The 1,164-nt window shown below is 68.8% G+C and carries 1 protein-coding gene and 1 pseudogene; one reads left to right on the top strand and one right to left on the bottom strand.

All coding sequences use genetic code 11. The annotated features are described in order from the left end of the window. Nucleotides 1-536: pseudogene (locus A9X05_RS10310) on the bottom strand (TIGR00374 family protein); the annotation flags it as partial. Between the two features lie 158 nt (nt 537-694). On the opposite strand from A9X05_RS10310, the gene A9X05_RS10305 reads away from it, so the two are divergent. Then, a partial coding sequence (locus tag A9X05_RS10305; protein ID WP_156736623.1) for a class I SAM-dependent methyltransferase occupies nt 695-1,164 on the top strand: 470 nt, incomplete at its 3' end.

Genomic DNA, 1,164 nt, shown 5'->3' with positions numbered 1-1,164 from the left:
ATCGGCACGAAGGCCAGCAGCAGCGCCCACCACCAGTGCCGCCACCGCGCGGGCAGCCACGGCCCCGAGACGGTCAGCACCGCCGCCAGCATGCCGATCCAGCGCGGGTCGTCGAGGAACTGGCCCAGCACGGTCTGCAGCCGCTCGGAGAGGTCGAAGTGCCAGCGGGGCGCCGAAAACCCGTTGCCGCCGATCGACAGCGGTAGCGCCGCGAGCACCGCGGCGGCCGCGTACGCCCCGAGCAGCTTCCACTGCCGGCCGACGACCAGGCCGATCAGGATCATGAACGGCAGGGCCAGGATCGCCACGCCGTACGCGAGGTACACCAAATCGGACTGCCGCGGGGAGAGCACGCCGACGATCTGCGAGATCGACTTCTCCAGCGCGTCCCACTGGGGCCGGGTGATCAGCGAACTCGTGATCACCACGGCGAGGAAGGTCGCGCTCGCCGCGAGCCGCAGGATGTCGTTGGTGCGGCGGGTCAGCGGCTGCAGCAAGCTGCCGGAAACGATGACCTCGCGCCCGTCGACTCGCATGGTGTAACGATCCTTCGGATCCGTTCGGCGCCGCAAACAATTGCCGCTTGCCGGCTCGCCGACAACTTAACCGGATAGCCGGTTACGCGATAGCTCCCACCCATCCGGCGCGCGTACGGTCGAGTATGTAGGCGAACTATCGATTCGAGGGGATGCGCGTGGCCAGGACCGAGAACGACAGCTGGGAGATCACCGAGAGCGTGGGGGCCACCGCACTGGGCGTGGCGTCGGCGCGCGCCGCGGAGACGCGAAGCGACAACCCGTTGATCCGGGACCCGTTCGCGCAGGTCTTCCTCGACGCCGCCGGCGACGGGGTGTGGAACTGGCATTCGGCACCGCAGCTACCGGACGAACTCATCGAGGCCGAACCCGAATTGCCGCTGCAGATGCAGGCGATGGTCGGCTACATGGCCTCGCGGACGGCGTTTTTCGACGAGTTCTTCCTCGCCGCGACGCGCGCCGGCATTCGTCAGGCGGTGATCCTGGCCGCGGGCCTGGACGCGCGGGCGTGGCGGCTGTCCTGGCCGGACGGCACGACGACCTACGAGCTGGATCAGCCCCGGGTGCTGGACTTCAAATTGTCGACGCTGACCGAACACGGGGCAGAGCCCGCGTGCAACCGGGTCGC

This window comes from Mycobacterium sp. E3298 (assembly GCF_001666895.1).
Lineage (GTDB): Bacteria > Actinomycetota > Actinomycetes > Mycobacteriales > Mycobacteriaceae > Mycobacterium.
Note: the sequence above shows the minus strand (reverse complement) of the source record. Positions and strands in the feature narration are given on the sequence as shown.